5 protein-coding genes and 1 pseudogene are annotated in these 6187 nt (G+C 69.3%); 2 read left to right on the forward strand and 4 right to left on the reverse strand.

Annotation, left to right across the window (positions count from 1 at the left end):
* Positions 1 to 728: 728 nt before the first annotated feature.
* Positions 729 to 1931 (forward strand): cytochrome P450, encoded by a 1203-nt coding sequence (locus MMF94_RS35925; RefSeq protein WP_241041919.1) that lies wholly within the window; start codon positions 729 to 731, stop codon positions 1929 to 1931.
* 135 nt (positions 1932 to 2066) lie between these two features.
* Here MMF94_RS35925 and MMF94_RS35930 read toward each other — a convergent pair.
* A pseudogene (locus tag MMF94_RS35930) lies at positions 2067 to 2216 on the reverse strand (IS5/IS1182 family transposase); the annotation flags it as partial.
* 179 nt (positions 2217 to 2395) lie between these two features.
* Between MMF94_RS35930 and MMF94_RS35935 the strand changes: the two are divergent.
* A complete protein-coding gene (locus MMF94_RS35935; RefSeq protein ID WP_241041920.1) occupies positions 2396 to 2899 on the forward strand; it encodes a VOC family protein in 504 nt (167 codons plus the stop codon).
* A 102-nt stretch (positions 2900 to 3001) separates the two neighbouring features.
* Here MMF94_RS35935 and MMF94_RS35940 read toward each other — a convergent pair whose 3' ends face one another.
* The 3 genes from MMF94_RS35940 to MMF94_RS35950 form a co-directional block, all read right to left on the reverse strand.
* Complete coding sequence (locus MMF94_RS35940; RefSeq protein WP_241041921.1) at positions 3002 to 3925, reverse strand: aminoglycoside phosphotransferase family protein; 924 nt, start codon at positions 3923 to 3925, stop codon at positions 3002 to 3004.
* Positions 3926 to 4297: 372 nt separating this feature from the next.
* Positions 4298 to 5542, reverse strand: coding sequence for an MFS transporter (locus MMF94_RS35945; protein WP_241041922.1), 1245 nt, complete (start codon positions 5540 to 5542; stop codon positions 4298 to 4300).
* Positions 5543 to 5835: 293 nt separating this feature from the next.
* A partial coding sequence (locus MMF94_RS35950; RefSeq protein WP_241041923.1) for a Rossmann-fold NAD(P)-binding domain-containing protein occupies positions 5836 to 6187 on the reverse strand: 352 nt, incomplete at its 5' end.

Genomic DNA, 6187 nt, shown 5'->3' on the forward strand with positions numbered 1-6187 from the left:
CTGTGAGGCAGGATGCCGCCACATTTAATCCGCCGGTTCAGGGTTCGATCCCTTGGAGCCCACCACGCGTGACCCCGCTGTATGCCTGGCGCGGCATGTGCGAGTTTCAAGATCATGAGACGCGCCAATGGGACGGCCCGGTAGCGCCGTATCGCCCTCGACGAGGAGACGGTCGGGCTCCTGCGTGAGCACCGGACGCGCTGTGCGGTCCATGCGGAGGCGGGGGCGCCGAATTGCCCACGGACGCCTATGCGTTCTCGCTCTCGCCTGACGGGTCGACCCTTCTGCTCCGCTGCCACCGTCCAGACCAGCCGCACCTCTCCCCACTTCTGCCTGGCCGACCCGGGCGGCCACTTCCGTTTCGTCCACTGGTGTGAGCGGCCTCCGATAACTGCCTCCACCATTTCCCATTTGTATGTACTGGGTCGAGAGTTTGGTGGCGTCCACGGCAGGGGCAGGCGAGAAGACTTCTCGCTGAAAGATTATCGAATGGCGTTGTCGACCGTGGCATCCGTAAGCTCGAGACCGTCCAGGAACCGGCATCCCCGTGCTCTCCTCCCGCCAGGAAGGCACCGGCGAGACCGCCGTCCTCACCGGAGACGTCGACCACCGCGCCTCCCTGCTCACCGACGCGGAGAAGGGCACGATGTTCAACTGCGTCGCGCGCCGCATGCCCCGAATTCGTGCTCGACCTCTGAGCACCCACCATCGAACGGGAGTCCGTCACGATGACCACCACGCAGAACGTGCCCGCCCTGGACGACGACCCCTTCGGCACCGAGATCCTCACCGACCCGTACGAGTTCCACCGGCGCCTGCGCGACGCCGGGCCGGTGGTGCGCCTGCCACGGTATGACAGCCTCGTGGCGATGGGCCGGCACGCGGAGGTCAGAGCCACCCTCACCGACTGGGAGAGGTTCGTGTCGGGCCGCGGGGCAGGCCTGTCGGACTTCGCCCGGGAGAAGCCGTGGCGCCCGCCCAGCCCCATCCTGGAGGCCGACCCGCCGGACCACACGGCGGTGCGCACCGTGCTGAACACGGTGCTCTCGCCACGCGCGGTGCGCGGGATGCGGGAGAGGTTCGCGCCGTTCGCCGAGGAACTGGCCGACGCCCTCGTGGCACGGGGTCGTTTTGACGCGGTCACCGACCTCGCCGAGGTCTATCCGCTGCGGGTGTTCCCGGATGCCTTCGGGCTCCCGGCCGAGGGCAGGCGGAACCTGCTGCGCTACGGCGAGCTGGCGACCAACGCCCTCGGCCCGCGCAACCAGCTGTTGCTCGACGCGTTCGAGGTGGCAGCCGCGGCCCAGGAGTGGGTGCGCGCCCACTGCGAGCGCGACAAGCTCGCACCCCAGAGCCTCGGGGCGCAGATCTGGGCGGCCGCGGACCGCGGGGAGATCTCCCACGAACAGGCTCCGCTGGTCGTGCGCTCGGTGCTCTCGGCGGGCTTCGACCCCGTCGTGATCGGCCTGGGCAACGCGCTGTACGCGCTGGCCCGCCACCCCCAGCAGTGGGCCGCGCTGCACGCCGACCCCGCGCTCACGAAGTTCGCCTTCGACGAGGCGCTGCGCTGGGAGTCGCCGTTCCAGACCTTCTTCCGCACCACCAGCGTCGATGTCGAGGTCGCCGGCACCACCATCCCGAAGGACACGAAGGTCCTGCTCTTCCTCGGCTCGGCCAACCGCGACTCTCGCCACTGGGGCGAGGACGCCGAGGAACTCGACATCCACCGCTCCACGAGAGGGCACGTCGTGTTCGGCAGGGGAATCCATCAGTGCGTCGGCCAGTTGATAGCCCGGCTCGAGGCCGAACTCGTCCTCAGCGCGCTCACCCGCCGCGCTGCCCGCTTGGAGCTCGACGGCGACCCTGTACCCAAGCTCAACAACGTGCTGCGAGGGTGGGCGAGCATCCCGGTACGCGTCACCCCGGCCTGACGGCACCCATCCCCACGAGCTCGCGACGGGCGTGGTGGGCGCCGCAGACACACGCAACGCGGCCACCACGTCGAGCGCGGCCGACCCGGGCGGCCGGGTGCCGTCGAGGAACCAGCGCAACACCATGATCGCCTACCGGTAGAAGCCCAGTGCCCGCCGACCACGCCGGGTCCCGCGCCGGGCACGCTCGCCGGCGAGCAGGCCAGACACGAACGCAACGGTGGGCTCCCCGATCGGGAGCGCAGCGGTATAGGTGACAAGATCGGGCACGCGGGACCTCGGTATTCAAGTCAATCTTTAGGCGAACCGACTCTTCTACCGGGGTCCCGCACCCACCCTTGATCACCTCCGCGCCGTCGGCATGTCGCGTTGTATTCCTGTTGTGACCGCCTCCTCGCCGGATGTCCTTCGGGCGCAGTCACAACGGTCAGTAACTGACCGGAAGGCCTGTCAGAGTTTGGGCCATGGACAACGAGATCCTGCTCCCTGCTCAATCCATTCCCGGCGCAGACGCCGTGCTCAACCCGTTCGTGATCGTGGACGACGCCGCCGGCCTGATCACCTTCGTATCCGAGGTCTTCGGCGTCTCCGAGACGGCCGAGGCCAGAACTCCAATGCCAGACGGCAAGCTGATCCATGCCGAGCTCAGGCTTGGCGCTGTCGTTCTGATGGTGGCCGACCGGCTCGACGGATGGCCGTCACGACCTGGACTGCTCCAGGTATGGGTCCGGGACGTGGCGGCGGTGGCGGAGCGAGCCACCGCCCGAGGCGCCACCACGGTCACCGAACCGACGCCGTTCTACGGTGAGACGACGCTCGGCCGGATCCTTGATCCCTGGCAGAACATCTGGTGGCTGTGGGCACCCGCGCCGGGCCAGCCGGATCCGGTACCCCACTGGGAAGGCGGTTCGAACGTTATTTTCTCCACGCTGGACCAGGTGCTGCGGTCACTAGCGACGCGAAGCTGACTTCTCGGGTCGCGGCCTACGGAAGGTCCGCTTGAACGTCGGTACGGCCGGTTACTCATGAAGAGCCGGGGCTGGGTGAAACAGTCGGAGTATTCCGCCGATCTACTCGTGGAATCGGGTCAGACGCTCGCTCAGGACCCGGTCGAGCGCCGCCCGTCCCGCCGGACCCCACGCCGGCTTGCCGCCGGGCAGGCCGCGGTCCCCGTTCTGGCCCATCAGCATCAGGAAGAGGCTCTTCAGCGCGGCCAGCCCACGGGCGCGCCGGACCGTCGCCTCGTCAGCGTCCGCGTACACGGCGAAGAAGCGGGCGGCCGCGCCCGCAGGCAGCAGCACCCAGGCGGCCGCCAGGTCCGACGCCGGGTCGCCGACGAACAGGTCGCCGAAGTCGACAACGCCCGCCAGCGTCCCGTCCGCGACGACGACGTTCGCGGGATGCAGGTCGCCGTGCACCCACACCGGCGGACCCTCCCATGCGGGGGCCGCGACGGCGTCGTCCCAGACGGCCCGGACGTCGGCGGCGTCGGAGCCGATCGCGTCAGCGTCGACGGAGTCGAAGAACTGGTCGAAGCCGTCCGTGCAGTCCTTGGGATGCGCGCCGCGGCCCGTGTCAATCGGTGCGTCGGCGGGCGCTGCCACATGCAGCGCACGGAGGAACGCCGCCAGGGTGCCGGCCGCGTGCTCGCCGCGGGTGATCGACCCGTGGTCCAGCGGCAGGCCCGGCACCCACGTCATGATCGTCCACATCTTGGGGAAACGCTCGGAGGGCGCACCACGCCGCACCGGGACGGGGATCGGCAGCGGCAGGCGTGGGGCGAGCAGCGGCAGCCACCGGCGCTCCTTGAGCTGATGATCGGGGTCGGTTTCCATGCGCTGGATCCGCACGGCCAGCTCGTCCCCGAGGCGCCACATCTGGTTGCCCCAGCCGCCCTCCACCTCGCGGAGGGGCAGCTCGGCCAGGTCAGGATGCTGGTCCCGCAGCAGGTCGCGGATGAGACCGGCGGTGATCTCCGTCTCGATCTCGGTCACGCGGCGAAACCATACTGGGTTCGACCATGACAACGCTGTCCGACCGTTCCGACGTGCGATCGATGCGCCGGCTCCAGGACCTGCGACAACTCCCCGCTCGGAGCGGTGCGATCCGCGACGTCGTCCAACGGACGGGACCCGGCGTGCGAGACCAACTCCCGCCATGATGAGTCAACCGTTTAAGTCGTGACCGATAGAGGGCTACCAGCGGTAGTGTGCTCCGCTGGAATTCTCCAGCAGTCCGATATGTGTTCTGTAATTGAGGACGCTGAGTTCGTGTGGGCGGTGAGGGGCGCGATCGCGCTCCTGGAAGAGCTGGTCCTGTTTCGGACCGCGTCGCTCGGCCTCCACGGTGTGGAACTGGCGCGGCCGCTACGGCGCCGCGGAACCGGGACGTCGGCGCAGCTCCCCGAAGACCAGCGGCACGAACAGGACGCACAGCACGGCGATGACCACGGCGACCCACTGAGAGGCGACCTCCAGGCCGTGTTGTGCCGCGAGCAGCCCGAGCCCGATCACCGGAGCGCCGAGACCGAGGTAGCTCACCACGTAGTAGGTGCTCGTGACCGCGCCACGCTCGGACGGCGGGGTGGTCTCGGTGATCTCCCGCAGCGCCCCGGAGTACACGAGCCCGTGCCCCACTCCGGTGCACAACATGGCGGGCACCGTGACGACCTCGCCTGCACCCATGTCCGCGAGCACGAGCAGAACCAGACCGAGGGCCAGTGCGCCCAGCCCCCAGGCCTGTGCCGGCAGTGGGCGCAACCGCCGGAACGTCAGCTGCGCCGCGCCGGAGGTGCCGATCATGAGGGCCAGCGCACTGGCCGTGAGTGCCAGGTTGGTGGTGCCGAGCAGGTCACCGACCAACGACGGCAGCACCGCGGAGAACGCTCCGAGCACACCCCAGGCCAGGAACGACGAGGCGCTCGCCACGAGGAAGGTGCGACGGACATCCGCCGGGACACCGAGGCGGGCCGGGCGCCACCGACCGCCGGCGGCAGCTGCTCGTCCCGGCGCCGCGCACACCACCGCCACCAGCGCGACCACCACCGTCGCCGCGTGCACGACGAACGACAGCTGCAGTGGTGCCGGTGCGTACTGAGCCAGGAGCCCGCCGAGCAACGGCCCCACCGCCAGACCGAAGGTGATGCACGCTGTTGCGGTCATGGCCACCCGCCGGTGGCCCCGCGCGGGGTCACCGGGCACGATCCGCCCGACGCTGTCAGCCAGGGTCGCCTGGGCGGCCGCGGTGGCCGCCCCCATGCCGAATCCCTGGGCAAGGCGGGCCGCGAACAGCCAGCCGACACCCTGTGCCGAGGCGAACAGCGCGTCGCCGGCAAGGAACGCGAGGAGCCCGACGATCATCGGCACACGCCTGCCCACCACGTCGGAGAGCGGTCCGAACACCAGCAGGCAGGGCAGGATCACCGCGACCGCGACGGCGTAGAGCAGGGTCTGCGTCAGTGCGGAGAAACCCATATCGGCGCGAAACGTTCCGTATAGAGCGCTGGGCAGATTGTTGCCGACGTACAGCACGGCCAGGGCCACCGCTCCCGCCATGAACGCCGGTGATGCCCATGCCGCGCGCGGAGCGGTGTGACGAGTCCCGTCGAGCATAGGAGCAGCGTAGACAGCAGACTTGCGTCTCGCCAGCCAGATGATGCCGGTGTGGAGTGCTCCCTCCCACAGCTCAGATGTGAGATCGGCGTGAACAGGTCATGCGGGTCCGGTCGCGGCCTGCCGCCGCGTCGGGACAGGCTGCGGCACGCTGCGGCGGTTGCTCGCGAAGCTGCGCGGCGAAGTGGTGCAGAACGGCACGCGCACCTCGAGCCCCACCGCCAGGGACGCTCCCCGGGACGGAGAGGTCGAGCTTGGTGACCAGACCCGGGTCGATCAGCCGCTGGGCGATCTCAGGGGGCGGGTACGAAGCGGGAGCCGCTGGTTTCGAAGGCGGAGAGGTTCTCGCGTACGTATTGTTCGACCGACAGCGGCGGCTGCCCACCCAGCTTCGCGATGTTGTCGTTGGTGCCGGCGAACACGCCGTTCTGGTAGTCGACGGCGACGTTGCTGAGGTGCTGGACGAGGTGCTCGTCGTGCCCGCGCTCGCGCATCGCCGTGGCGAATTCCTCGATGCTGATCGGCTCGTAGTGCACCGGGATGCCGAGGACACCGGACATGGTCTCGACGATCTCGTGGTGGTTCTGCTCGACGGGGCCGTGCAGGGTGTAGACGGCGTGGTCGTGCGGTTCGGGGTCGAGCAGC

Source organism: Pseudonocardia alaniniphila, assembly GCF_022524485.1.
Taxonomy (GTDB): Bacteria; Actinomycetota; Actinomycetes; order Mycobacteriales; family Pseudonocardiaceae; genus Pseudonocardia; species Pseudonocardia alaniniphila.

Excerpts from the sequence above, each read along its gene's own strand:
- MMF94_RS35935 (WP_241041920.1), top strand. The coding sequence starts at position 2,396 with ATGGACAACGAGATCCTGCTCCCTGCTCAATCCATTCCCGGCGCAGAC.
- MMF94_RS35945 (WP_241041922.1), bottom strand. The coding sequence starts at position 5,542 with ATGCTCGACGGGACTCGTCACACCGCTCCGCGCGCGGCATGGGCATCA.
- MMF94_RS35925 (WP_241041919.1), top strand. The coding sequence starts at position 729 with ATGACCACCACGCAGAACGTGCCCGCCCTGGACGACGACCCCTTCGGC.